This window comes from Burkholderia torrens (genome assembly GCF_984668525.1).
On the sequence record NZ_OZ480212.1, the window covers coordinates 1,014,720 to 1,037,044 of the forward strand.

Annotated in this window: 18 protein-coding genes; 11 read left to right on the forward strand and 7 right to left on the reverse strand. The window is 65.9% G+C overall.

Annotated elements, in window-relative coordinates; translation table 11 throughout:
• Nucleotides 1-19: 19 nt before the first annotated feature.
• Nucleotides 20-1,054, reverse strand: coding sequence for a LysR family transcriptional regulator (locus tag AC5LXX_RS20895; RefSeq protein WP_493412950.1), 1,035 nt, complete (start codon nt 1,052-1,054; stop codon nt 20-22).
• On the opposite strand from AC5LXX_RS20895, the gene AC5LXX_RS20900 reads away from it, so the two are divergent.
• Genes AC5LXX_RS20900 through AC5LXX_RS20910 form a run of 3 tightly spaced genes read left to right on the forward strand, consistent with a single transcriptional unit; the run spans nt 1,053 to nt 4,764 of the window.
• Complete coding sequence (locus AC5LXX_RS20900) at nt 1,053-2,237, forward strand: M20 aminoacylase family protein (RefSeq protein WP_493412951.1); 1,185 nt, start codon at nt 1,053-1,055, stop codon at nt 2,235-2,237. The genes AC5LXX_RS20895 and AC5LXX_RS20900 overlap by 2 nt on opposite strands.
• Before the next feature lie 60 nt (nt 2,238-2,297).
• Entirely contained in the window at nt 2,298-3,470 is a 1,173-nt protein-coding gene (locus AC5LXX_RS20905; protein ID WP_493412952.1) for a porin, read from the forward strand.
• Nucleotides 3,471-3,483: 13 nt separating this feature from the next.
• Nucleotides 3,484-4,764 (forward strand): MFS transporter, encoded by a 1,281-nt coding sequence (locus tag AC5LXX_RS20910; RefSeq protein ID WP_493412953.1) that lies wholly within the window; start codon nt 3,484-3,486, stop codon nt 4,762-4,764.
• Between the two features lie 65 nt (nt 4,765-4,829).
• Here the strand turns inward: AC5LXX_RS20910 and AC5LXX_RS20915 are convergent, their stop codons facing one another.
• Together AC5LXX_RS20915 and AC5LXX_RS20920 are read right to left on the reverse strand one after the other, a co-directional pair.
• The gene (locus AC5LXX_RS20915; protein WP_493405072.1) at nt 4,830-5,891 is read right to left on the reverse strand and encodes an alkene reductase; all 1,062 of its coding nucleotides are present in this window, start codon (nt 5,889-5,891) and stop codon (nt 4,830-4,832) included.
• Nucleotides 5,892-5,972: 81 nt separating this feature from the next.
• Nucleotides 5,973-6,281, reverse strand: coding sequence for an ArsR/SmtB family transcription factor (locus tag AC5LXX_RS20920; protein WP_493412954.1), 309 nt, complete (start codon nt 6,279-6,281; stop codon nt 5,973-5,975).
• Nucleotides 6,282-6,659: 378 nt separating this feature from the next.
• Between AC5LXX_RS20920 and AC5LXX_RS20925 the strand changes: the two genes are divergently transcribed.
• Complete coding sequence (locus AC5LXX_RS20925; protein WP_493412955.1) at nt 6,660-8,138, forward strand: sensor domain-containing diguanylate cyclase; 1,479 nt, start codon at nt 6,660-6,662, stop codon at nt 8,136-8,138.
• 22 nt (nt 8,139-8,160) lie between these two features.
• Here the strand turns inward: AC5LXX_RS20925 and AC5LXX_RS20930 are convergent, their stop codons facing one another.
• From AC5LXX_RS20930 to AC5LXX_RS20945, 4 genes are all read right to left on the reverse strand, one after another.
• Nucleotides 8,161-8,292: a hypothetical protein gene (locus AC5LXX_RS20930; RefSeq protein ID WP_493412956.1), complete on the reverse strand. Its 132-nt coding sequence runs from the start codon at nt 8,290-8,292 to the stop codon at nt 8,161-8,163.
• Between the two features lie 63 nt (nt 8,293-8,355).
• Nucleotides 8,356-9,804, reverse strand: coding sequence for an aldehyde dehydrogenase family protein (locus AC5LXX_RS20935; protein ID WP_493412957.1), 1,449 nt, complete (start codon nt 9,802-9,804; stop codon nt 8,356-8,358).
• Between the two features lie 3 nt (nt 9,805-9,807).
• A complete protein-coding gene (locus AC5LXX_RS20940; protein ID WP_493412958.1) occupies nt 9,808-10,911 on the reverse strand; it encodes a tartrate dehydrogenase in 1,104 nt (367 codons plus the stop codon).
• Nucleotides 10,912-11,213: 302 nt separating this feature from the next.
• Nucleotides 11,214-12,134 carry a LysR family transcriptional regulator gene (locus tag AC5LXX_RS20945; protein WP_493412959.1) on the reverse strand — a complete coding sequence of 307 codons (921 nt, stop codon included), beginning with the start codon at nt 12,132-12,134 and terminating at the stop codon, nt 11,214-11,216.
• Nucleotides 12,135-12,521: 387 nt separating this feature from the next.
• Here AC5LXX_RS20945 and AC5LXX_RS20950 point away from each other — a divergent pair, with 387 nt between their 5' ends.
• The 7 genes from AC5LXX_RS20950 to AC5LXX_RS20980 all read left to right on the forward strand — a co-directional run bounded on the left by AC5LXX_RS20950 (nt 12,522) and on the right by AC5LXX_RS20980 (nt 22,310).
• On the forward strand, nt 12,522-13,850 hold the full coding sequence (locus AC5LXX_RS20950; protein ID WP_493412960.1) for an MFS transporter: 1,329 nt from the start codon (nt 12,522-12,524) through the stop codon (nt 13,848-13,850).
• A 58-nt stretch (nt 13,851-13,908) separates the two neighbouring features.
• The gene (locus AC5LXX_RS20955; protein WP_493412961.1) at nt 13,909-14,811 is read left to right on the forward strand and encodes an NAD(P)-dependent oxidoreductase; all 903 of its coding nucleotides are present in this window, start codon (nt 13,909-13,911) and stop codon (nt 14,809-14,811) included.
• A gap of 356 nt (nt 14,812-15,167) precedes the next feature.
• Complete coding sequence (locus AC5LXX_RS20960; RefSeq protein ID WP_493412962.1) at nt 15,168-15,968, forward strand: phosphodiesterase; 801 nt, start codon at nt 15,168-15,170, stop codon at nt 15,966-15,968.
• Nucleotides 15,969-16,285: 317 nt separating this feature from the next.
• Nucleotides 16,286-18,559, forward strand: a complete 2,274-nt coding sequence (locus tag AC5LXX_RS20965; protein ID WP_493412963.1) for a LamG-like jellyroll fold domain-containing protein — start codon at nt 16,286-16,288, stop codon at nt 18,557-18,559.
• Between the two features lie 58 nt (nt 18,560-18,617).
• Entirely contained in the window at nt 18,618-20,951 is a 2,334-nt protein-coding gene (locus AC5LXX_RS20970) for a WD40/YVTN/BNR-like repeat-containing protein (protein WP_493412964.1), read from the forward strand.
• A 271-nt stretch (nt 20,952-21,222) separates the two neighbouring features.
• Nucleotides 21,223-21,534, forward strand: a complete 312-nt coding sequence (locus AC5LXX_RS20975) for a winged helix-turn-helix transcriptional regulator (protein WP_226196263.1) — start codon at nt 21,223-21,225, stop codon at nt 21,532-21,534.
• An 83-nt stretch (nt 21,535-21,617) separates the two neighbouring features.
• On the forward strand, nt 21,618-22,310 hold the full coding sequence (locus tag AC5LXX_RS20980; RefSeq protein ID WP_493412965.1) for an HAD family hydrolase: 693 nt from the start codon (nt 21,618-21,620) through the stop codon (nt 22,308-22,310).
• The last annotated feature ends 15 nt before the right edge of the window (nt 22,311-22,325 follow it).

The following is a 22,325-nucleotide window of genomic DNA, read 5'->3' on the forward strand; positions in this document are numbered from 1 at the left end:
CGGACCGATTCCGGCGCAGTCAGCGCCGCGTATCGCTCCCGAACGAACGCGACGCGAACGCGGCTTCGATGTACGCGAGAAAATCCGTCGCGGGGCGCGTCAACTGCAGGCCGGGCGGCGTGAGCCGATAGAGCTGCAGCGGTGGCGGCGCCAGCGGCAGCGGGAGCGGCGTGAGCGCCTGGCCGAACACGGTTTCCGACAGCGAGTGCCGGGTCCACGAGAAGATTGCGTCCGTCGTGAGAAGCAGGCTGTAGAACAGCGCATATGACGTGCAGCGCGTGATGCAGCGCGGCGCCGGCAGGCCCGCGTGCGCATGGAGAGCGCGAATGTGCGCCGGAAAATTGTCGCTCGGATCGGTGTGGATCCATTCGGCATCGCGTAGCGCGTCCAGCGATGTCGCACCGGCGAAACGCCCGTTCTCGCGGGTGACGAATGCGGTGTCGAAGGTGCGGATCGGCTTCACGTCGGCGGACTCGGCAACCTCGCCGGTGATGGCCGCGAACGCGAGATCGAGCGTCCGGTTGTGCAACTGCTCGGTCAGCTGGCTGAACGACAGTTCGCGCAGTTCGCATTCGACATGCGGCCAGTGGCGTCGAAATTCGGCATAGGCGTGCGCGAACCCCGTTACCGCGACGATCGGCGTGAAGCCGAGCACCAGCCTGCCTTCACGCAGCCCTTTCAGATGCGCGATGTCGTCGCGTGCGCGCTCGAGTTCCCGCACGACCGCATGCGCGCGGCCGAGCAATACGTCGCCTTCCGGCGTCGGCACGACACCCCACGGTTTGCGTTCGAGCAGCGCCACGCCGAATTCGCTTTCCAGTTCCTGAATCGCCTTGCTGACGGCCGGCTGGCTGACGTGCATCGTTTTCGCGGCAGCCTTGATGCTGCCCGCCGTGGCCACTGCAACCAGTGCGCGCAATTGATGGGTTTTCATGATGCGGAGGATATAACCAAATCTTATTCGTATCAAAATTGATGTGTTTTTTGACCTGGCGCGTCTCTCCATACTTGGCCGCAGCGGTTGCGATGCAGCCGATCCAATGGAGCCAGACATGACGCAGGACCTTGCCCCGACGCTCGCGGCGATCCGTGAAGCCGCCCCCCGCTTTGTCGCGATCCGACGCGACATCCATGCCCACCCGGAACTCGGTTTTGCCGAAACCCGCACCGCGCGGATCGTCGCCGCGCAATTGGCCGAGTGGGGCTACGACGTGACGGCCGGCATCGGCGGCACCGGCGTGGTCGGCCAGTTGCGGCGCGGTACGTCGTCGCGCACGCTCGGCTTGCGCGCCGACATGGACGCGTTGCCGATTCGGGAAGAAACGGGCCTGCCCCATGCGAGCACGGTCGCCGGGACGATGCACGCCTGCGGTCATGATGGCCATACGGCGATCCTGCTTGCAGCCGCCCACCATCTGGCCACGCAGGGGCGTTTCGACGGCACGCTGAACGTGATCTTTCAGCCCGCGGAGGAGGGGCTCGGCGGCGCGAGACGAATGATCGAGGAGGGCCTGTTCGAGCGCTTTCCCTGCGAGCGCGTCTATGCGCTGCATAACGCGCCTGGCGTACCGGTCGGTCATTTCGCGTTGCGCTACGGAGCGATGATGGCGTCGTCCGATTCGGTGACGATCACCGTGACGGGCAAGGGCGGGCACGGCGCGATGCCGCAACTCGCGAGAGATCCGATCGTTGCGGCGGCGAACATCGTGATCGCGCTGCAATCGATCGTCGCCCGCAACATCGATCCCGCCAAGGCGGCAGTGGTGACCGTCGGGACGTTCCATGCCGGCACGGCCCCGAACGTGATTCCGGAGACCGCGACGCTGCAACTGTCGGTCCGCTCGCTCGACGCAGCCACGCGCGACGAGGTCGAGGCGCGGATTCGCCGGATCGCCGACGCGCAGGCGCAGGCCTACGGAACCGTTGCGCAGGTCGACTACCAGGCCATCTCGCGCGTGGTCGTCAACGATGCCGCCGCCGCGGATCTCGCGGTCGAGACGATCACGGCGCTGGCCGGTGCCGGTGCGCTCACGCTGATCGCCGACGGTGTGATGGGCAGCGAGGATTTTTCATGGATGACGGAGCGCGTGCCGGGTTGCTACGTGATGCTCGGCAACGGTATCGATTCGCACGGCGGCTGCTCGGTTCATAACCCGGGCTACGACTTCAACGACGAGGCGCTCGGCTGGGGCGCCGCCTATTTCGTCGGCATCGCGGAGCGCTTCCTGGCGGTTTGACGAGCACGTCGGCCAGTCGCGGCAATTCGGAATTTTCTCGCTGAAAAATAAGGAAAACGAATGAAGAAGAGTCTGACATGGGGTGCGGGGTGTCTGGCGCTGGTCACCGGAAGCGCCTGCGCGGTGCCGTATCAGGACGTGCTGCTCGCGGCGGTGCCGGAGTTCAACGGCGGGTTGAAGGAGGGCGTGGCGCTGTACGGCTCGGTCGACATGGGGATCAACTACCAGACGGTGGGCGGACGGTCGACGTGGCAGACCCAGAGCGGCGGCGAATGGACGTCGAAATTCGGCTTCTTCGGGCGCGAGAATCTCGGCGGCGGGTGGCGCGCCGAATTCAATCTCGAGAGCGGCTTTCTCGCGAACAACGGCGCGCAGCAGGATACGCAGTCGTTCTTCAACCGGCAGTCGTGGATCGGACTCATGTCCGACCGCTATGGCCGGCTGCGAGCCGGCAAGCAGATCGGTACGGGGCTGCCGCTGTTCATCGACGTGTTCGGCACCGTGGGCACCAATTCGGTTTACACGTGGCTCGGCGCGGCCGCCGTGCAGACGGCGCGCGGCGTCGGCTACAACAGCGACCTCGGGCCGGGCGCAACGCAACTGCCGGCACGCGTCGACAACGCGATTACCTATCGCACGCCGATCGTGGCCGGCACCACGACGCTGATGCTGATGTACGCGCCCAGCAACGTCGCGGGGCGCGCACCGGCCGCGTCCGCGCAGGGCGCGCTGCTGCAGTGGTACAACGGCACGACCTATCTGGCGGCGAGCTACAACCAGGTGTGGGGCATCAACGGCGCGAGCACGGTACGCAACGACCTGTACGGGCTTGGCGCCGTATACGACACGGGGCGGCTCGTGCTGTCCGCGTCGTTCAATCAATATGCGCCGAAACTTGCCGGCGACGGGATCGCACGCGTGTACACCCTCGGCACCATCGTGCCGTTCGGTGTGAATGCGGTTCGCGCGTCGGTCGTCTATCGCGATACGTCGGGCGTGCGCGATGCCGCCGGACGATCGGCGAAGGATTCGGCGCTTGGCGTCATGCTCGGCTACGACTACCTGTTGTCGAAACGTACGGGCCTCTACGCGCGGGCCGGGTTCATCCGCAACTACGGTATCTCGACCGTTCTGCTGAACGGCAATCCGTTGCCGACCGAGCCAGGCGGCACGACGCCGCGCACCGGCACGACGCCCGTGACGGTGTCGCTCGGGATGTATCACAACTTCTGAACGAGGGCTTCGGATGAGCACCCTGAATCGCGCGGCTACCGCGCAGACGATCGACGAACGACGTGCGCTGCGGCGGACCGTTGCCGCCGCAGCGCTCGGCAACGGACTCGAATTCTTCGACTTCACCGTGTACAGCTTCTTCGCGGTGCTGATCGGCCGGCTGTTCTTTCCGGCGTCCAGCGATGCGGGTGCGTTGATGCTGTCGCTGGCGACCTTCGGCGTCGGGTTCGTTGCACGACCGCTCGGCAGCGTCGCGATCGGCGCGTATGCGGATCGCGTCGGGCGCAAGCCCGCGCTGGTGCTGACCGTCGCGTTGATGGCGCTCGGCACCGGCATCATCGGATTCGCGCCGACCTACGCGCAGATCGGCATCGCGGCGCCGCTGCTGATCGTGATCGGCCGGCTGCTGCAGGGTTTTTCGGCAGGTGGCGAGGTCGGGGCCGCGACGACGTTGCTAATGGAGTCGGGCGGCACCCGTCGGAGCGGCGAACTGGTCAGCTGGCAGATGGCCAGCCAGGGGGGCGCGGCGCTCGCCGGCGCGCTCGTCGCGTTGACGCTGTCGCGCTGCCTGCCGCCCGATGCGCTGCAAGGCTGGGGCTGGCGCGTGCCGTTCGTCCTCGGCCTGCTGATCGGGCCGGTCGGGTTTTATCTGAGACGCCATCTCGACGACACGCTGCCGCATGCGGCAGCGGGCGCGCCGCGTGCCAGCCGCCGCATTCCGTGGCGGCAGGTTGCGGCCGGCACGTTGCTGGTGATCGGCGGCACGTCGACGATGTATACGATCGTGTTTTTCCTGCCGTCGTTCCTGACGCTGACACTCGGCATGCCGGCTTCCGTCTCGTTGCTGTCCGGCTGCACGGCAGGCGCGGTGATGCTGGTCGGCTCGCCGTTCGCAGGCCGGTTCGCGGACCGCCTGCGCCGCCGCAAGCCGATGTTGCGAACGGTGTGCGCGATCTCGACCGCACTCGTGCTGCCGGCGTTTCATGCGATGCGCACATGGCCGTCGGTCTTCACCGTGCTGGCGGTCGTGATCGTGCTGATCGGCCTGATGACGCTGTCGAGCCCCGCGGGCTTCGTGATGATCCTCGAAGCCTTGCGACCGGAAGTCCGTGCGACGTCGCTCGGCATGATCTATGCGCTGGGCGTGACGATCTTCGGCGGCTTCGCGCAGTTGATCGTCGGCGCGCTGTGGCGTGCGACGGGCAGCTTCTACGCGCCGGCCTGGTACGTGCTCGGCGGCGGGGTGGCCAGTCTCGTCGGCCTGGCGTTGTTTCGCGAGGAAACGGCACGCTGACGTGCCGTGCCCAGGCGACGAGAGGGGCGCGGCACACGACCGTGCGCCGCGCGTGTCGTCGGCCGTCAGGCCGCGTCGCTCAGCGCCGGGTAGTCGGTGTAACCCGTTTCGCCTTCCGCATAGAACGTCTCCGGCACCGGCTTGTTGAGCGGTGCGCCGATTTCGAGGCGGCGCGGCAGGTCCGGGTTCGCGATGAACAGCTTGCCCCACGCGATCGCGTCGGCGCTGCCGTTCTCGAGCGCGGCCTGCGCGGTGTCGAGCGTGAACTGCTCGTTTGCGATCAGCGGCCCGCCGAACGCTTCCTTCAGGCGCGGGCTCAACTGGTCGCCCGAATACGATTCGCGCGTGAAGATGAACGCGATCTTGCGGCGGCCGAGTTCGCGCGCGACGTAGCCGAAGGTTGCCGCCGGATCGGAATCGCCCATCGTGTGCGCGTCGCCGCGCGGCGCGAGGTGCACGCCGACACGGCCGGCGCCCCACACGTCGATCGCTGCGTCGACCACTTCGAGCAGCAGGCGTGCGCGGTTCTCGATCGGGCCGCCGTACGCATCAGTGCGGTGGTTGGTGCTGTCCTGCAGGAACTGGTCGAGCAGGTAGCCGTTCGCGCCGTGGATCTCGACGCCGTCGAAGCCGGCCGCCTTCGCGTTCTCGGCGCCCTTGCGGTACGCGGCGACGATGCCCGGGATTTCGTCGAGTTCGAGGGCGCGCGGCGTCACGAACGGACGCGGCGGACGCACGAGGCTCACGTTGCCGCCCGCGGCGATCGCGCTCGGCGCGACCGGCAGGTCGCCATTCAGGAACATCGGATCGGAGATCCGGCCGACGTGCCAGAGCTGCAGTACGATGCGCCCGCCGGCCGCGTGCACGGACTGCGTCACCTGCTTCCAGCCTGCGACCTGCTCGTCGGACCAGATGCCCGGCGTGTCTGCATAGCCGACGCCTTGCGGCGTGACCGACGTTGCTTCGGTAATGATCAGGCCGGCCGATGCGCGCTCGGTGTAATAGCGGGCCATCAATGCATTCGGCACGCGCGCCTCGCCCGCACGGGAGCGGGTGAGCGGCGCCATCACGATGCGGTTCGGCAGGGTCAGGTCGCCGAGGGTAACGGGATCGAACAACGTAGGCATGGCAGATAACCTCTTCACTGAGAGCGGGGAAGCCGTGGCGTCATGTGCGATGGCGCCCCGCATGGCCGGTTAGGCCGTTGGCTAGAGTTCGCGGCGCAGGGCGTCGTGAAATGCGTCGATGACGGCCTCGTTGCGCTGGAAAAACGCCCACTGGCCGATCCGCGTCGACGTCACGAGCCCCGCGCGCTGCAGCGTGGCGAGGTGCGCGGAGACAGTCGACTGCGACAGCCCGCAGCGCGCATCGATCTGGCCCGCGCAGACGCCGTGTTCATACGGCAGCGTCTGTTGCGGGAAATACTCGCCGGGCGTTTTCAGCCAGACGAGGATCTCCCGGCGCACGGGGTTCGAGAGCGCTTTCAGGATGGCGTCGATGTCGAGTTCGGTCGGCATGGAAGGGTTGGGCGTTTCGGTCGGGCAAACGGGTATCGTCGATGGGCGAATCATATATCGTCTTTCGACGATATGTTTGAAAGCACTGCTGGCTATGGGGTTGATAGGTGTCGACATCTAAAAAGAACGTGCTTCGCATTTCACTATGTGGTGGAATCGGCGTAACCGGTTCATATCAATGTGTTTTATGTCTCGCTACGTTCGGTGTGCTTGAGTATCGGCAGCGGGCGCAAGCGTTACCCTTCGAGGAAAATTGACAGGTATTTCCAAGTCGCACAGGGCCCGCTGGGTCTTCTCGGGCTTGATGCGTCCCCATCGGTTTTTTACTATGCGGGAAACGCGCCAGCACTTGCGCTCACACCACACCCGAGAGCCTCCATGCGATCCAAGTCGACTGCCCCCTACATCGTCGTCGTCACCGGGGTTGTTATCGCCTGCGCGCTGATGGGGCTGTGCGCACTGCTGTTGTTCCAGAGCCGCGACGATGCGCTCGACCGCGCCCGCGAAACCTCGCGCAATCTGGGCCTGATGGCCGAGCGCGACATCGAGCGCAACGTCGAACTCTACGATCTCTCGCTACAGGCGGTGCTCCACGGCCTGCAGCGGCAGGACGTGATGAATTCTTCCGCCAGCCTGCGCCGCGGCGTGCTGTTCGACCACGCGATGACGGCCCAATTTCTCGGCTCGATGCTGGTGCTCGACGCGGGCGGCAACATCGTCCTGGACTCCGCCAACGACGTGCCGCGTCAGGGCAATTTTTCGGATCGCAAGTACTTCACCGTCCATCGCGACAATCCCGACGTCGGGCTTTACGTCAGTGACCCGTTCGCATCGCGGTTGCGGGGCGGGTCGCTCAGCATGGTGCTGTCGCGGCGGGTCTCGAACCCTGACGGCACGTTTGGCGGCGTCGCGCTGATTGCGATCAACCTCGAGTATTTCCGTCAGCTGTTTGCCGGCCTGTCGCTTGGGCAGCACGGTTCGATGTCGCTGATCGGCAGTGACGGCATCATGGTGATGCGTCACCCGTACGACGTGCACACGATCGGCCGCAACATCAGCAAGGCTGCGACCTTCCAGCGTTTCCAGACGGCTCCCGAGGGTTCCTTTTCAGAAACGTCGTCGATCGACGGGGTGCGCCGCCTCTACTACTTCAAGCATCTGCCGAAGCTGCCACTGATCATCATGGTCGCGGAGGCCGAACAGGACATTTACGCCGGCTGGCGGCACCGCGCCGTGACGATCGGCGCGCTGGTGGCCACGTTCGGCGCCGCGTTCGTCGCCGTGTCGGTCATGCTGGGCATCCAGCTGCGGCGCCGGATGCGCGCCGAGTCCGAACTCGTGCTGCTGGCCCGCACCGATGGGCTCACCGGCCTGAACAATCGACGCACGTTCGGGGAAGTGCTGGACCGCGAATGGCGCCGCGCGCGCCGGGCGCATTCCGTTTTCTCGCTGCTGTTTGTCGACGTCGACCGCTTCAAGGCATACAACGACACGTACGGCCACCAGGCGGGCGACGACGCGCTGGCCGCGGTCGCGCGCTGCATCGGCGATAACATCCGTCGCCCGGCCGATACCGCGGCGCGCTACGGCGGGGAGGAGTTCGTCGTGTTGCTCCCGGATACGCCGCAAACCGGCGCCGCGCAGATTGCCGAGCGCATTCGTGCGGCCATCGATGAACTCGGCCTCGAGCATGCCGGAAGCGAATACGGGCGCGTCACGGCCAGTATCGGTCTGGCGAGCTGGGCGCCGGAGCAGGAAGGCGAGCCGGGCTCGCTGATCAAGGCAGCGGACGAAGCGTTGTATTACGCGAAAGCAACGGGCCGCAACAAAGTCGCCACCCTTCAGTCCGTCGATTGATCGCGACCGGGCTGCCAGGCAGTCAAGGAATGCCTGGAGGGACGGCGGCACGCGCGCACGCGATGTCGCGATCGTAGATCTGCCCGACATCGACAACGTGGTTCGCGACGATCAGATTGCCGAACGTCTTGCCGCCGCCGCCGGCACCCACCATGGTCAGTCGGGACCTGGCGATTCTCCGGCGACGGCCCGAACGGCCGTCGCATCGTTGCGGCGGTCAGTCGTGCTTGATCGCGATGGTCTTGAGCGCGGTAAAGCCGAGCAATGCCTCAAAGCCTTTCTCACGGCCATATCCGCTTGCCTTCACGCCGCCGAACGGCAGTTCCACGCCGCCGCCGGCGCCGTAGTTGTTGATGAAGACCTGTCCGGCCTGCAGCTTGCGCGCGAGCCGCAGCGCGCGGGCGCCGTCCCTCGTCCAGACGCCAGCGACGAGGCCATACTGCGTGCCGTTCGCGAGCGCGACCGCCGCGTCTTCGTCGTCGAACGGCATCGCCGCGAGCACGGGGCCGAATACCTCTTCCTGCGCGAGTTCGCTGTCGGGCGGCACGTCGCGGAACAGGACCGCTTCCTGGTAGTAGCCTGCACCCGATGCGCCGGCCGCGATGGTGCCGCGGGCCGCCACGCGAATGCCGTCGGCCTGCGCGCGCTCGACGATGGCCCGGACCCGCGCATGCTGCTTCGCGTTGACGAGCGGCCCCATCTCCAGATTCATCGACGGCGGCCCCGAACGCAGCCGCGCAAATTGCTGGGCGAGACGATCGAGCACGCGCTCGTAGACGGTGCGCTGGACGAGCAGGCGGCTGCCGGCCGAGCAGGTTTGCCCTGCGTTCTGCACGATCGCGTTGACGATGACGGGCAGCGCCTGGTCGAGATCGGCATCGTCGAACAGCAGTTGCGGCGACTTGCCGCCCAGCTCGAGCACCGCCGGGCAGTGACGCTCGGCGGCCGCGCGGCCGACCAGCGCCCCCGTTCCGGTCGATCCGGTAAACGAGACGTGACGAATGCCGGGATTGGCCGACAGTGCCGAGCCGGCTTCGCCGCCCAAGCCCGTGACCACGTTGACCGTGCCGGCTGGAAAGCCGACCTCGGCCGCGATTTCGGCCAGCCTCAGAATGGACAGGCTCGCATCCTCCGCCGGCTTGACCACGCACGCATTGCCGGCGGCGAGCGACGCGCCGACCGAGCGGCCATAGATCTGCATCGGGTAATTCCACGGAATGATGTGGCCGGTCACGCCGATCGGTTCACGCACCGTCAATACCGTGAACCCGGCGGTGTAGGGCAGTGTGTCGCCGTGCAGCTTGTCGACGCATCCCGCGTAGTACTGGAGGTAGCGCGCGAGCACCGCTGCGTCGGTCCGTGCGGTGTTCAGCGCCTTGCCCGTGTCGCGCGCCTCGAGCTGCGCGAGTTCGTCCGCATGCTGCGAGATGGCGGCGGCGTACGCGAACAGCAAGTTGCTGCGCTCGACCGGCGACAGCTTCGCCCACGGGCCGTCGAGCGTGTCGCCCATCGCGCGCTGTGCCGCGGAAACGGCGCGCTGCACGTCCATCGCATCGCCGCGCGCGATCGTCGCGAACGGTTCGCCGGTGCTCGGGTCGACGACGTCGATCCGCGCGCCGGTATTCGGCGCGACGCGGGCGTTGTCGATGTAGTGATCAAATTGCATGGGTCATTCCTCGATCGATGCGGGATTCGCGATGGCGTGCGCAATCGCGGCGCCCAGTTCTTCGGTGGTGGCCGTGCCGCCCATGTCGCGGGTGCGCGGGCCGGCGACGAGCACGGATTCGATCGCGGCGACGATTTCGGCGGCCGCGGCTTCGTAGCGCGATTCGCCGCGACCGAGGTGTTGAAGCAGCAACGCGGCCGACCAGATCTGGCCGATCGGATTCGCGATGCCGCGACCGGCGATGTCGGGCGCCGACCCGTGCACCGGCTCGAACAGCGAAGGGAAGCGGCGCTCCGGGTTCAGGTTCGCCGACGGCGCGATGCCGATCGTGCCGGTGCAGGCCGGGCCGAGGTCGGACAGGATGTCGCCGAACAGGTTCGATGCAACGACGACATCGAAGCGATCCGGATTCTGGACGAAGTGCGCGCACAGTATGTCGATGTGATACTTGCGCGTTTCGATGTCCGGGAACGAGCGGGCGATCTCCGCGACGCGCTCGTCCCAGAACGGCATGGTGATCGAGATGCCGTTGGATTTCGTCGCCGCCGTCAGCTGCTTGCGCGGGCGCGAGCGGGCGAGTTCGAATGCGAACCTGAGCACGCGGTCGACGCCGATGCGCGAGAACACCGACTGCTGCACGGCGATCTCGCGGTCGGTCCCGGCGAACATCCGGCCGCCCACCGACGAATACTCACCTTCCGTGTTCTCGCGCACGACGATGAAGTCGATGTCGCCCGGCCGGCGCCCGGCGAGCGGCGCGGGCACGCCCGGCATCAGGCGCACGGGGCGCAGGTTCACGTATTGATCGAACTCGCGCCGGATCTTGATCAGCGATTCCCACACGGCGACGTGGTCCGGCACGATATCGGGCGTGCCGACGGCCCCGAAGAAAATGGCGTCGTGCGCGCCGATCTGCCGTGCCCAGTCGGTCGGCATCATCGTGCCGTGGCGAACGTAGTGATCGGTACACCAGTCGCCGAACTCGTCGAACGCCAGCGGAATGTCGAAGCGTTCCGCGACAGCGCGCAGCACGCGCATGCCTTCGGGCATCACTTCCTTGCCGATGCCGTCGCCGGCGATGACCGCGATGCGGTGCGGGTTCTTCATTTTGCGGGAAGCCTCCAGGACGAAGCTGGCGTCCCGCACGGGAGGGGCAGACACGGGGAGGGTGTGCGAACCGGCCCGCATCGAACTGCTGCGCGGCGGCCGTTGATACGCGACGCTGCCTCCGATCACATCGGATCGCGTCGGCGTGTCTCCTGTGTCTCTTCCGTTGCGGTAACCGGCGGACTGTTGAATCTGTCCTTCGAATCTACTTTGTCGCGGGCGCCGGAAGGAAGTGCGGATCCGTGAACGGGATCTTCGAAAATCTGCAACACGCCGGTGCGCGCTGACGCGTGGCGGCGCAGTCAGTCGGTCGATTGCCCGGCTTCACCGGAGACGAGCGAGGGCGGCGCGAACGATGCGAGGAACTCGAACAGCTTGCGCGTCGGCAGCGGCACGGCGCCGGCGCGAATGCCGACCGACATGACGCGGTTCGCCCACGGATCGTTGAGGCGGATGAAGCGCAGGCGCATCGGTTCGCGAAACAGCGCGACCGCGCGCTCGGGCAGGATGCCGATGCCTTGCCCTGCGGCGATCAGCCGGCACATGGCTTCGAAGCTCTGCACCTGCACGCGGAAGCGGACCGACTTGCCGAGCAGCGCCGCTTCCCGGACGAGCGACCGCGTGAGTTCCGAGCGGTCGTCGAGCGCGACCAGATCGTGGTCGAGCAACGCGCTGAAGTCGATCGCGTCGCCGGTGAGCGGGTAGTCGTCGGGCACGACCACGCTGGCCCGGTCCATGCAGTAGGGGGCGAGGTGGATCCCTTCGGGCGCGGTGCGCGACGTGACGATGCCGACGTCCGCGCGGCCTTCGCGCAGCGCCTGCAGGATGTCGGAACTTCTCAGCTCGCTGATCTGCAGCTTGATGTCGCGATAGCGTTGCGAAAACGCGCGCAACTGATCGGGAAGATCCTGGCTGATCGCCGAGATGTTCGCGAACACGCGGACGCGGCCGACCGCGCCTTTCGTATAGTCGGACAGCTCGCTGTAGATCGCATCGGTGCGCAGCAGCAGGTCGGTCGCGTGGCGCAACAGTGCTTCGCCGGCAGGCGTGAGTTCGACGCCGGCCACCGTGCGGTTCAGCAGCACCACGCGAAAGTGATGCTCGAGCAGCGCGATCCGGCGGCTTGCGGTGGAAAGCGACATGTGGGACTGTTGCGCGGCGCGCGACAGGCTGCCCAGCTCGGCTGCACGGACGAACAGGGCGAGGGACGTGAGATCGAACAAGCGCGGACTCCGGTTGAAACTGCGGCAAGTATGTCATTCATCGATGCGCTCCACGGTATCGAGCGAAGTGGTGCTAACCCTGACTGGCCGCGAATGGTGCGCCGCACACCGCGACGCCGCCGTCACGCCGCACCGGCCCGTGTCGTGCGAGCGATCGGAGGCTGGAATCCGTTTTATCGGCGGCTTGTGCATCGCACCGTACGATGCCGGCAGGCCCGTGCGTTCGAGATATTCGAAGTGCCGCTTGAAGGATTTCGCATATCGAGTGCGCGGGGCAGCCGGTAGATTCGAACCGTCCCCTGTCGCACACACCTATCTCGACAGCGACTGCACGCGCGGCAATGCAAGCATGCACGCGGGGCCATCCAAGAACTTTCGGAGACAAACGTGGAAATCGACGCGACCTGCAACCCGGGCGACCTCGCAGCCCCGGCATCGGCGCACGACCTCGCAACGGAGGACCGGATCTTTCGTCGGCTCGCCGTGCAAATCCTCCCCATCCTGATGTTCGCGTACGTCACGTCGTACATCGATCGCGTGAACGTCAGCTTCGCCAAACTGCAGATGAGCCAGCACCTGGGCTTTTCCGATGCGGTGTTCGGCTTCGGTGCGGGGATCTTTTTTCTCGGTTACGTGATCTTCGAGGTGCCGAGCAACATGCTGCTGGTGCGCGTCGGGCCGCGCCGCTGGATCACGCGGATCGTCGTGTCGTGGGGCGTCGTGTCGGGATTGACGGCGTTCGTGTCCACGCCGATGCAGTTCTACGTGATGCGCTTCCTGCTCGGCGTCGCCGAGGCCGGCTTCATCCCGGCCATCGTGCTTTACATGGCCCGTTCGTTCCCGGGGCGGCGGCGCGCGCGGATCCTTTCGATGTTCTATGCGGCGCTCGCGCTGGCCGGGTTGATCGGATCGCCGCTGACCGGCTTCATCCTTCAGTATTTCGACGGGGCGATGCAGATCCCGGGCTGGAAATGGATCTTCATTCTCGAGTCGCTGCCCGCATTCGTGGCTGCGCTGTATGTATGGAAGGGCCTCGACGACGACGTCACGCGCAGCGAGCGTTTCTCGCAAGCGGAGCGCGCCATCCTGGCACGCGTGCTGGCGGAGGACCGCGCGACGACCGAGTCGGTCAATCACCGCGGCCTGTTCTCGAACTGGCTCGTGTGGGCGTTTTGCGTGATCTACTTTCTCGACGTGTTCGCGATTTACGGCTATACATTCTGGGCGCCGACGATGATCAAGCAGATGGGCATCGGCAGCGATTTCGTCATCGGCTTGCTCGCCGCGCTGCCGAATGCGGTGGCCGTGGTCGTGATGGTCCTGTTCGGACGCAGCGCGGACCGGCGCGGCCGGCAGCGGCTGCACGTCGCCGCGCTTTTGCTGATGGGCGCGATCGGGCTCGGGCTGTCGGTCGTCTGGCACGATCAGCTATGGCTCGGCATGTTCGCGCTCTGCATCGCGAACGCGGGGCTCATCTCGTTTCCGCCGCTGTTCTGGAGCATGCCGACCGCGGCGCTCGGCACCGCGTCGGTATCGATGGGCATCGCGGTGATCAGTTCGTTCGGGAATCTCGGCGGCTTCTTCGGGCCCTATGCGGTCGGCTACCTGAAGCAGATGTCGGGCAGTCTCGCCGCGCCGCTGTTCCTGATGGTCGGGTGCCTGCTGTCGGGCATCGTCCTCACGATGCTGCTGCCGTCGCGGCTGGTCGACCGGTAACGGCAATCCATTTCGCCGCGGACGCTGCGCCGCGGCGCCATCTTTTGACGGGAACGACATGAAACAGCAGATTGGCCTGATCGGCGTGGGCTTGATGGGGCATGGCATTGCACGCAACGTGCTGAAGCACGGCTATCCGCTCACGGTCGTCGAGCATCCGGGCAACCAGCCGCTCGACGAATTGCTGCGCGGCGGCGTACGGACCGTGCGGACCGCGCGCGAACTGGCCGCGCAAGCGGACGTCATCATCCTCTGCGTGACGGGCTCCCCCGAAGTGGAAGCGGTTCTCACCGGTGAAGACGGCGTGTTGGCCGGCCTGAAGGACAACGCGATCGTCGTCGATTGTTCGACCGCCGTTCCCGAGTCGACCGTCAGGATGGCGCGGCTGGTCGAAGCGGCAGGCGGGCGCTTCGTCGACGCGCCGATGACGCGCGGCGCCAGGGAGGCGCACGAGGGCCGGCTGAACCTGCTGGTCGGTGCGTCGCCCGGGGCGTTCGCGGAGATCAGGCCGGTGCTCGCGTGCTTCGCGGAAAACATCACGCGCGTCGGCGATGTCGGGGCCGGCCACAGCATGAAGCTTCTGCACAACTATGTTTCGCTCGGGACCATCGCGCTGCTGTCGGAAGCCGTTGCGTGCGCGAAGCGCTCGGGCGTGGACGTCGCGGTGCTGGCCGACGTGCTCGCCAACGGCGGTGGCGGCGGCGCCGCACTGAACCGGCTGCGTCCGTTCCTGGAGACCGGCGACACGTCCGCGCTGCCGTTCCATATGGCGAACGCGCTCAAGGATCTGTCCTACTACTCGGCGATGGCCGAAGGCGTCGAGGCGGCTCATGCGATCGCGGCGGCCGTCACGGATACGTACCGCGATGCCGTTGCCGGCGCCGGTGCGCATTGTCCCGTGCTGAAATTGTCCGATGTCCTGATAGCGGGGCCCGCGCGCGACGAAGGCACGTCGCGTTGACGGGGCGTGCGGCCGTGTATGCGCGGCTGCCGCGGCGCGCTCGGCGCATGATGAGCGCGCCATCCGCCGAAATCGGCTGCCACGTCACATAGCGGGACGCCGAACTGCACAGCCACGGTTGGAAGTCGTCGGTCGAGCGGTGCAGGGCGGTGGCTGGCGGCCTCCGGCGGAAGCGGTCGTTCGTGCTTCGCCACCCGGCGTCTGCTTGTCATCGCGAATCAGCTGCTCGGACGCACGACTGGGAGCGCGTGGAGCAAGATCGTTGTCACGGAAAGGCGCTGTCGATGGGCGAATTTTGTCCGGCCTAGAATCGCTTTGATCCATGTACGGGCAGGTCAAAGCCAACGGAGCGCCGAGTGACGGTCATCGCACAACTTTCGGATATTCATGTCCGGCCTCACGGCGCGCTGTATCAAGACGTCGTGGATTCAAATGCAATGTTTTCGGCAGCGGTCGATTCGCTGAACCGCATTCGACCCGAGCCAGACCTGGTTGTCATTTCCGGCGACCTTACGGACGAGGGCACCGAAGACGAGTATCGAAAGCTTCGCGAGTTGCTTGTCGGGTTGCGGCGACCGTTCGTGGTCCTGCCGGGTAATCACGACGACCGTGGCAATCTGCGAGCCGCGTTCCCCGATCACGCGTGGCTTCCGAACGAGGGTGCGCTCTCGTTCGCGCTGGACGTGGGTGAACTACGCCTCGTGGCGCTGGACACCTCGGTTCCGGGACTGCATCACGGTGAACTGGACGCCGAAACCTTGGCATGGCTCGACACTGAACTGACCGAGCATCGCAGCCGGACCGTGGTTATCGTCATGCATCATCCACCGTTCATGACCGGCATTCCTTATCTGGACATCTACGGGTTGCGCAATGCGGATGCATTTGCGATGGTTCTCGCGCGGCATGGCAACGTAGATCGCATTCTTGCCGGGCACGTCCACCGGTCGATGCAGACGCGTCTTGGAAGCGTTCCGGTATTCACCTGCCCGAGCACGACCACTCAGATTGCGCTACGAGTGGAAGCGGACGCGCAGCCCGCTTCTTTTCTCGAACCGCCTGCATACATGCTGCATCGCTGGACGGATCGAGGCCGGTCAGCGGTCTCCCACCTGTGCTACGTGGGGCATTTCGAAGGCCCGTTCCCCTTCGCGTAACCGCCCCCGTCAGGTACGCAGCGGCCGATGACGTACGAGGCGTTGGCCCGCTGTAGACACATGATCGCCTGTTACCTTGGGGGAGCCATTTCAACTTTCGACGTCAAGCTCCGCAACGGGGCGCAGAACCTGCATCACCGATGTGACAACTGCATGTCATTAGCGAATATGTTTTTTTTCGCTTGATTACATCCCTGTCGTGCTGGATAGAATGCTACGCGTTCCTGATGAATACGGAACGGTTCGTACATTTGTGCCGCTTCGACCATAGCTAAAAAACTGGGGATCCAGACATGCGAGACAACGGAGCATCGACGATGCTGTCCGAGGAAGTCGTCCCACTTGGCGACATCGAGAATATTGCACGACGCCATTTCGTGATGGGGCTCGGTGCAACGCTTCTGGCCGGCTGCGGCGGTGACGGAAGCAACGCGGTTACAGGCGGTGAGCGTATATCGGCAAACGGCACCGGCCAGGCGTCCGGAGTGGCTCCCGCTTCGGACGGTATCGACGCAGGGGCGACGTCTGCAGGCACTGCCCAAACCCGTGCCTTCACGCATCCCGGCTTGCTGCATACCGAGGCGGATTTCGAACGCATGCGCGCCAAAGTCGGCGCCCAAGCTTCTCCGTGGGTCGACAGCTGGAACGTGCTCGTCGCCAACGGTCACACGCGCCTGACGAACAAGCCGAACCCGCAGGTCGGCATCTATCGCGGCAATGATCCCATGCATGGTCAGAACTACGGCGCCCTCTACAACGACATCGCCGCCGCCTATGGCGACGCGCTGCGCTGGAAGGTGTCGGACGACAAACGCTATGCCGACAAAGCTGTGGAGTATCTGGACCAATGGGCGTCGACGCTGACGACGCTTGGCGGCAGCGACGTGGCGCTCGCTGCCGGCATATACGGCTACGAGTTCGCCAACGCAGCCGAAATCATGCGCGGCTACAGTGGCTGGAGTCCGGCCGGACTCGCGGCGTTTCAGGCAATGATGCGCAATGTCTTCTACCCGGTCAGCCATGCTTTCCTGACCCGCATCGACACCGCGATGGACACGCACTACTGGGCCAACTGGGGCCTGTCCAACATCGCGTGCGTCCTGGCCATCGGCGTGCTGTGCGACGATGCCGAGCTCGTCAACGAGGCCGTCACCCATTTCAAGACCGGTGGCAGTAACGGCTGTATCCGGCAAGCCGTGTACTACCTGCACCCCGGCAACCTCGGGCAATGGCAGGAAGCCGGCCGGGACCAGGGCCACAGCACGCTCGGCATTGCATTGACGGGCGCCATTTGCGAGATGGCGTGGAATCAGGGCATCGACCTGTACGGCTACGACAACAATCGCTTTCTGGCGGGTGCGGAATACGTGGCCAAGGCCAACCTGAAGCAGGCAGACGGCGCGTTCTACACGGTGCCTTTCGTCACGTACCAGAACAGCGCCGGCGTCATCCAGACGCAGTTCGCCGCCGGCGGGCAAGGCGGCGCGCTGGGGCGGCCCTGCTGGGCGCTGGTGGCCAACCATTACATCAACCGCAAAGGTCTGGCGGCGCCTTACACCAAGCGCGCTGCCGAGCTTGTGGCACCGGAAGGCGGCGGCGGCAACTACGGCCCCAACAGTGGCGGCTTCGACCAGCTGGGCTACGGCACGCTCACCTGCACGCTCGACCCCGGCACCCCTGCCGCAACGCCGACCGGCCTGACCGGCTACGCCAGCGCGGGCAAGGTGGTGCTGTCGTGGTGGGGCAGCAGCAACGCCGTCAGCTACAACGTCAAGCGCGCCACCATTGCCGGCGGACCGTACAGCACCATCCAGAGCGGTATCACCGATCTGCTGACCTATACCGATATGCCAGGCGGTGCCGGCACGTATTTTTATGTCGTGACAGCGCAAACGATTGCGGGCGAATCGGCGCTCTCCAACGAAGTGAAAGTGATCACGGCGCAGCAACTGCTCGCGCACCTCGCGTTTGATGAAGGCGGTGGCATCACGGCCGCCGATAGCTCGGGCAACGGGCGTAATGGCACGCTCAACGGCGCAACGTGGGCAGCGGGGCACAGCGGCAACGCGGTCTCGCTCAACGGCTCGGGCGCGTATGTGGCGTTGCCCGACGACCTGCTGGCCGATGTGTCGGACTTCACCATCGCCAGCTGGGTGTTCTGGAACGGCGCGCAAACGTGGGCACGCCTGTTCGACTTCGGCACGGGCTTCCACCGCTACATGATGTTCACGCCGCGTGGGCAGATGCGCAACGGCTGGGCCGGCATGCGCTTCGCCATGACGGCCAACGGCCCCGGTGACGGCCCGCCGGAGCAGATCATCGACGCCCCCACCGAGCTGCCGAGCAAGCGATGGGTGCATGTGGCCGTCACGCTGTCGGGTTCGACCGGCACGATATACGTGGACGGCACGCCCGTGAGTACCAACACGGCGATGTTCCAGGCGCCGTTCCGCCTGGGCCGTACCACGCAGAACTGGCTTGGCAAATCGCAATACAGTGCCGACGCCACGTTCCACGGCCTGATCGACGATTTCCGCATCTATCGCGGTGCGCTCAGCGCTGCGCAGATTGCATCGCTCATGGCGAATTGATTGCGCGGGGCCCGATGGCGGGCCCTGCGATGAACCTCTTCCTTTCAGGATTTCTCCGATGACCGTGTTTTCTCAACGATGGATTGCCGTTGCGGCGATGGCGTGCACGCTATGGGGCTGTGATGGCGGATCAGATAGCGCGACAGGCGTGACCAATGCGGGTGCCAATGCAGCCGCCAATCGTAGTCAGATCGGCGGAAATGGCAGCAGCAACCTGCCGGCGGCCAGCTGGACCAGCGTCAAGTGGGGCGGGGGCGGCTATGTCACCGGCCTGATCTACCATCCAGCCAACGCGAGCCTGCTGTACGCACGCACCGACGTCGGCGGCGCGTACCGCTGGAACGCGGCCAACTCGACGTGGACGCCCATCACCGACGGCATCGGTTTCGGTTCAGGCGAGGGCGATTTCCACGGCGTCGAAAGCCTCGCGCTCGACCCGAACAACGATCAGCTCGTCTACATGATGACCGGCATTACCGTGACGCAGGGTCACAACGGCCGCATCTACATCTCGAGCAACCGCGGCAACACCTGGACGCACTACGACCTGCCGTTCCCGGTGGGCGGCAACGACAACGGCCGGGCCACGGGCGAGCGCCTGCAGGTCGACCCCAACAATCCGTCGACGCTGTTCTACGGATCGCGCACGGCCGGCCTGTGGAAGAGTGCCGATTCGGGCCGCACCTGGACGCAGGTCACGGGTCTGTCCTCCACCACGATCAGCGGCGGCGGTTCCCCGCTGGGCGTCGAGCAGGTCATCTTCGACACGTCGGGCACGGGCGGCGGCCAGCCGACCTGGATCATGTGGGCCACCGTCGCCCCGGACTACGCCAACGCGGCGGGCCTGACGTCGACCCTGTACAAGTCCATCAACGGCGGCTTCTCGTGGACGCCGGTGCCCGTCCCGTCGACGGTGTCCGGCTACTACATCCCGCACGTCGTGCGCACGTCCGACGGCAACTTCTACGTGGTGTTCAATGCGGGCGTCGGCCAGGGCATCGGCGGACCGAGCTATCTCTACAAGTTCGGCGGAAGCAACAACAGCAACTGGACGCTGCTCAAGAGCTCCAGCAGCAACGGCTTTGGCGGCCTGTCCGTCTCCGGTCTGGGCGCGTCCGCCCGCATCGCACTGGGCATGACTGGCTGGAGCGACACCAGCAAGACCATCCAGCTATCCGACGACGGCGGCAGTACGTGGCGCGAAATCGAGGCCGGCATGCCGCACACCGGCCTTGCCGCGGGTGGCTGCGCCGGCTGGGTCGAGGGCGTCGCCATCGACCCAGCCAATCGCGATCACGTCATGCACGTCCACGGCGGCGGCATCTGCGAAACCATGAACGCGTCGTCGCCCACGCCAACCTGGAGCGCCAAGGTCGACAACCTCGAGGAAACCGTGACGCTGGCGCTCGTCACGGCGCCGCCCGGTGCGTCGTACAAGTTCATCAACAGCGCCGGCGACATCGGCACGTGGGTCAATACGGATCTCTCGACGAGGCCGACGAAAGGGCCTTTGAACACATGGAGCAGCGGCAATTCGGCCGACATGTCGTGGTCCGATCCGACGTACATCGCCGCCGCGGGCGTCGATAACGCCAACGGCCATGCCACCAAGGGCTTCTGGTCGGGCGACAGCGGCAACAGCTGGGCGACGTTCGCGTCGCTGCCCAACGGCGCCGCGGCAAGCCAGAGCAACGTGGGCAACCTTGTCGTACCGTCCCGCAACAACGTGACCTGGGCACCGCCGGACTCGGTGCCGTCGTATACGACGAACAATGGCGCCAGTTGGACGGCCACCAACCTGCCGGCGTTCAGCGCCACCTGGAACGGCTTCCAGCGTGCCTATCGCCTGGCCGCAGACCGCAAGAATGCGAAGAAGGTTTATGCCTACGACTCCGGCGGCGCATCGTGGAGCTGGCAGCGCGGCAAGATCTACGTGTCGAACGACGGCGGCCACACGTTCACGCTGAGCCAGGGCTCGGTGAACGCGAACCTGGCCTGGAATTCGTGGCGCGATACGTCGATGGCGGTCAACCCGAACGCCGAGGGCGACCTCTGGCTGGCCGACGGCACGGCCGTGTACCACTCGGTGGACTCGGGCGCGACCTGGGCGAAGCTCGGCGCCTTTGCGTCGACCAGCGACACACCGGGCGCCACCGTGATCGCGTTGGGCAAGGCACCGACCGGTTCGCCGTACTCGGCCGCGGTCTACGTGGAAGGCACGATGAACGGCGTCTGGGGCATCTACCATTCCGACGACGGTGGTGCAACGTGGGCGCGCTTCAACGATGACGCGCACCAATTCGGCGACTCCGGCGTGATGGCCGGCGACTGGAACACCTATGGCCGGATTTACGTCAATGGCGCCGCGCGCGGTCTGATCTTCAGCAATTGAGGTTGATCGACCTGTCGACCGTCCGGTTGGGGTTTGCAACCGGACGGAGAGGTCGAAAACCGGACCTCCAAGCAGGAAATCTTCACTTCCGACCGGGACCGATTCCGGTTCAGGGTCAGTGGCAGCGTGGGCACCGTGCTTTAAAAAGTAAAGCAGAGGCGAGGCTCGGTTATGGCAATTGACTCTGCCTGCCAGTTGCTTTAAAAAGTAAAGCATGACGACACCAAGAATCGGACAACGCGTTCGCGGATCGACGACAGGGCGGCCCATCATGGTCGTGCTGGATCTGCTCGGGCGCCGCACCGCGCTGCGCATCTTGTGGGAGCTGCGAGGCGCGCCGCTCACGTTCCGCGCATTGCAGGAAGCCTGCGAAACGAACGCGCGCCTGCTCAACACGCGGCTGGCCGAGCTCAAGGCGTCGGGCCTCGTCGAGCACGGGGAGGGCGGTTATTGCATGACCGCCGAAGGCCGGCGGCTCGAAGCGGCGCTGCAGCCGTTGCTGGGATGGGCAAGACAGTGGGCGAAGCGCGACCCGGAGGGGCTGGACGCGGCCGATCGCGAGCAATCGGGTCAGGCGCGCTGATCGTCCGCGCCCGGCTGCGCATCGCCACATCGTTCCGGGTCACGCGTCGAGCGTGATCCATTTTTTGTTTGCGGAGTCCTTGCATGTCTGTCCGGGCCGTCATCTTCGACTTCGACCTGACGCTGGCGGATTCGTCCGCGGCGATCGTCGAATGCACGGAATACGCGTTGCGCCAGCTTGGCGCGGCAGGCGCGACGCCGGCGCAGATCGCCGCCGTGATCGGGCTGCCGCTGCCGCAGATGTTCCGTGCGTTGACGGACGAAACCGAACCGGCACGGGGGGACGCGTTCGCACGGCACTTCGTCGCGCGTGCCGACGAGATCATGGTGCCCGGTACGCGCATCTATCCCGAGGTGCCTTCGCTGCTTGCGCGGTTGCGCGAGCAGGGGCTCGCCGTTGCGATCGTGTCGTCCAAGTTTCGCTACCGGATCGAGGCGATTCTCGAACGCAACAGCCTGCGGCCGCTGGTCGACGTGTTGATCGGCGCGGAAGACGTGCAGCGTCACAAGCCGGATCCCGAGGGGCTCGTGCAGGCATTGGCGCGGCTTGAACTGCCGGCCCGCGCGGCGATCTACGTCGGCGACCATGCGGTGGATGCGCAGGCGGCCGAGCGCGCCGGCGTGCCGTTCGTCGGCGCGGTGACCGGCATGACGTCGTTCGATGCCTGGGCGCGCGCCGGCAAGCAGGCGGTATCCGCGCATATCGGGGAACTGGCCGCGCTCGTGCAGCGGATGCAGTGCGAACCGGGGCAGGCGTCCGGCCCGCACGACGCCTGACGTCGGATTGAGGAG

Bases quoted from the DNA above. Each gene is read 5' to 3' on its own strand.
- AC5LXX_RS20895 (WP_493412950.1), bottom strand. From the start codon at position 1,054: ATGTCTGGCTCCATTGGATCGGCTGCATCGCAACCGCTGCGGCCAAGT.
- AC5LXX_RS20940 (WP_493412958.1), bottom strand. From the start codon at position 10,911: ATGAAGAACCCGCACCGCATCGCGGTCATCGCCGGCGACGGCATCGGC.
- AC5LXX_RS20980 (WP_493412965.1), top strand. From the start codon at position 21,618: ATGTCTGTCCGGGCCGTCATCTTCGACTTCGACCTGACGCTGGCGGAT.
- AC5LXX_RS20900 (WP_493412951.1), top strand. From the start codon at position 1,053: ATGACGCAGGACCTTGCCCCGACGCTCGCGGCGATCCGTGAAGCCGCC.
- AC5LXX_RS20970 (WP_493412964.1), top strand. From the start codon at position 18,618: ATGACCGTGTTTTCTCAACGATGGATTGCCGTTGCGGCGATGGCGTGC.
- AC5LXX_RS20965 (WP_493412963.1), top strand. From the start codon at position 16,286: ATGCTGTCCGAGGAAGTCGTCCCACTTGGCGACATCGAGAATATTGCA.
- AC5LXX_RS20955 (WP_493412961.1), top strand. From the start codon at position 13,909: ATGAAACAGCAGATTGGCCTGATCGGCGTGGGCTTGATGGGGCATGGC.
- AC5LXX_RS20935 (WP_493412957.1), bottom strand. From the start codon at position 9,804: ATGCAATTTGATCACTACATCGACAACGCCCGCGTCGCGCCGAATACC.
- AC5LXX_RS20925 (WP_493412955.1), top strand. From the start codon at position 6,660: ATGCGATCCAAGTCGACTGCCCCCTACATCGTCGTCGTCACCGGGGTT.
- AC5LXX_RS20915 (WP_493405072.1), bottom strand. From the start codon at position 5,891: ATGCCTACGTTGTTCGATCCCGTTACCCTCGGCGACCTGACCCTGCCG.
- AC5LXX_RS20975 (WP_226196263.1), top strand. From the start codon at position 21,223: ATGGTCGTGCTGGATCTGCTCGGGCGCCGCACCGCGCTGCGCATCTTG.
- AC5LXX_RS20905 (WP_493412952.1), top strand. From the start codon at position 2,298: ATGAAGAAGAGTCTGACATGGGGTGCGGGGTGTCTGGCGCTGGTCACC.
- AC5LXX_RS20920 (WP_493412954.1), bottom strand. From the start codon at position 6,281: ATGCCGACCGAACTCGACATCGACGCCATCCTGAAAGCGCTCTCGAAC.
- AC5LXX_RS20910 (WP_493412953.1), top strand. From the start codon at position 3,484: ATGAGCACCCTGAATCGCGCGGCTACCGCGCAGACGATCGACGAACGA.
- AC5LXX_RS20930 (WP_493412956.1), bottom strand. From the start codon at position 8,292: ATGGTGGGTGCCGGCGGCGGCGGCAAGACGTTCGGCAATCTGATCGTC.